A 1,352-nucleotide genomic window follows, 5' to 3' on the forward strand; every position below is an offset into this window, starting at 1 on the left:
AATAATCTTTATTAATGAAGAAATGGTTTCTAATGATAACTTACAGAACAAAAGCATCTATTCTGTCTTTAAAGAATATCATTAGTTGATTAAGGACTAAGTCCCAGTTTTTATAGTTTCTGTTCCATTTCTTCATTACATTTTGCCCCGCCAAATAAAGCATTTTTTCAAGGGATTGATCAGAAGGAAACACTGATTTTGCCTTAGTTACTTTTCTAAATTGACGATGTAAACTCTCAATTATATTAGTAGTATACATAATCTTTCTAACATCCTTCGGAAACTTAAAGAAGGGTGATAATACATCCCAGTTAGCTTCCCAGCTCTTAATAGCAAAGGGATACTTATTATCCCATTTTTCTTTCACCTTAAATAAATTTTCTAAAGCTTCTTCTTCATTAATAGCTGTATATACTGTCTTAAAGTCCTTTGCAAATTCTTTTCTATGTTTGTAAGATACATATTTAAAGGAGTTTCTAAGTTGATGTATGACACACCTTTGAATTTCAGATTTAGGATAAGCTGCATTAATAGCTTCCTTTAATCCAGTTAATCCATCTACACTAAATATTAGAACATCCTCTAAACCTCTATTTTTCAATTCATTAAGTACTCCTAACCAAAACTTTGAAGACTCACTTTCCCCTATCCAAATACCTAAAATATCTTTAAATCCATCTAAATCTATACCTAAAACTACATAGGCAGCTTTACTCTTAATATGACCTTCTTCTCTAACTTTATAGTGAATAGCATCCATAAAAACAAAAGGATAAACAGGCTTAAGAACTCTATTTTGCCATTCTTTAACACGGGGTATTATCTTATCAGTTATTTTACTAACCATCTCTGCCGAGAGCTCAATGCCATAAATATCATTTAATTGATCATGGATATCCCTGGTAGACATACCTTTGGCATATAGAGATATTACTTGTTCTTCTATGCCTGATATATTCCTTACATTCTTAGGTACAGCTATGGGCTCAAATTCACCATTTCTATCTCTAGGAACTCGTATTTCCATCTCACCAAACTTTGTTTTTAGATTCTTTTGTGTGTGACCATTTCTTCGGTTATTAGTTCTTTTGTTTTTCTTATCTCCTTTGTCATATCCTAGTTCTATATCTAACTCAGCCTCAAGCATTTCCTGTAGAGCATCCTTAAACATTTCTTTAAGGAATGAATGGAGATCATCTGATGTTTTTAAATTTCCCCCTTTAATCATATCTCTTAAAACTTCTTTTGGTAATGTACTCATAACAAAACTCCTTTCTGGTTTAATTATTATTCTAATTATTGCCAGAAAGGAGTAATTTTTTTCACAAAAGCACACATTTTTTTACATTACC

The 1,352-nt window shown here is 31.2% G+C and carries 1 protein-coding gene; it reads right to left on the reverse strand.

The window, feature by feature from the left end:
• Positions 1–40: 40 nt before the first annotated feature.
• The gene (locus tag Q326_RS0114850) at positions 41–1,261 is read right to left on the reverse strand and encodes an IS256 family transposase (RefSeq protein ID WP_026896068.1); all 1,221 of its coding nucleotides are present in this window, start codon (positions 1,259–1,261) and stop codon (positions 41–43) included.
• Positions 1,262–1,352: the final 91 nt, after the last annotated feature.

It is taken from the genome of Clostridiisalibacter paucivorans DSM 22131 (assembly GCF_000620125.1).
Lineage (GTDB): Bacteria > Bacillota > Clostridia > Tissierellales > Clostridiisalibacteraceae > Clostridiisalibacter > Clostridiisalibacter paucivorans.

What these genes read in the sequence shown, in the direction of transcription:
- Q326_RS0114850 (WP_026896068.1), bottom strand. Translation starts at nt 1,261, where the DNA reads ATGAGTACATTACCAAAAGAAGTTTTAAGAGATATGATTAAAGGGGGA.